Here is a 1018-nt window from a genome sequence, read left to right as displayed (position 1 = left end):
AACCATTTCTACGGGGGCGAAGTCCAACGTGTACATTCGACAAACATGGCTCTTTTCCTTTGACGAATGGATGGAAATTGACCCTTCGGAGCGGCGTGAACGTTTTTTCTCCGCACTCGATCTCGGCCCGTATACCGCGAAGCTGAGAAGTTCGACACCCCAAGGGGCCAAACCCATCTCTCGCGAAGCCATCTTGCGCGCATTTCTCGCAGCACCCCTTGAGGGCATCTCGACCTTTACGCAGCTTCATCGACGTTTGGAGACCGATTTGCGCTTCCGTTACCAGTGCGGTTTCTCCCTTCACGAACCTGTTCCGTCCGTCTCCACCCTAAGCCGCGTCTTTCAGGCCATCGTGGACAAAGGGGTTGCGGCGACGCTATTTGCCGAGTTGGTGCGTCAATGTCGTGACGAAGGGCTCATCGAGGGCGAACACGTCGCCATCGACAGCACGGCCATCCATGCGTATGAGCGCAAACACCCACGCTCAGGGGTCCAGCCCACAGACCGTGCGAACTGGGGCGCGAAGTTCGACGCCTTCGGCAACAAGTTGGCGTGGTTTGGTTACAAAGTGCATTTGGCTGTGGATGCGAAAAGTGAACTTCCTATGGCGCTCACGGTGACGCCGGCAAACGTCTACGACGGAGAGATGGCCATTCCCTTGATGGAGGAACTCAATCGCCAAGATTGGCGGATTCGCTTCGTGCTGATGGATGCCGGGTATGACCAGAAGAAAAACTACGAAGCCGCTCGCGCATTGGGCGCCCAGGCCATCATTCCGATGAATCGCCGGAATGAGAAGGAGCCGCCGGAGGGGATGGATTTCGACGGCACACCTCGCTGCACGATGGGGTACCGGATGACGTATTGGGGTGTAGATGGCGGCTGGCTCAAGTTTCGCTGTCCGCACGCGACAGGACAGGTCGATTGCCCGCTTGGCATGGCTGCCTGTTCTGCGTCGAACTATGGCATGGTCGTGAAGAAGCACATCGATGAGGACGTCCGTCGATACGCGAATCCA

1 protein-coding gene is annotated in these 1018 nt (G+C 57.4%); it reads left to right on the top strand.

Annotated features, from left to right (window positions below; translation table 11 throughout):
- Positions 1–28: 28 nt before the first annotated feature.
- The coding region (locus tag J3481_RS14330; protein ID WP_206832793.1) for a transposase at positions 29–1018 on the top strand (990 nt) is incomplete at its 3' end.

Source organism: Alicyclobacillus fructus (genome assembly GCF_017329605.1).
GTDB classification, from domain to species: domain Bacteria; phylum Bacillota; class Bacilli; order Alicyclobacillales; family Alicyclobacillaceae; genus Alicyclobacillus; species Alicyclobacillus fructus.
This window is presented reverse-complemented; position numbering and strand designations above follow the sequence as displayed.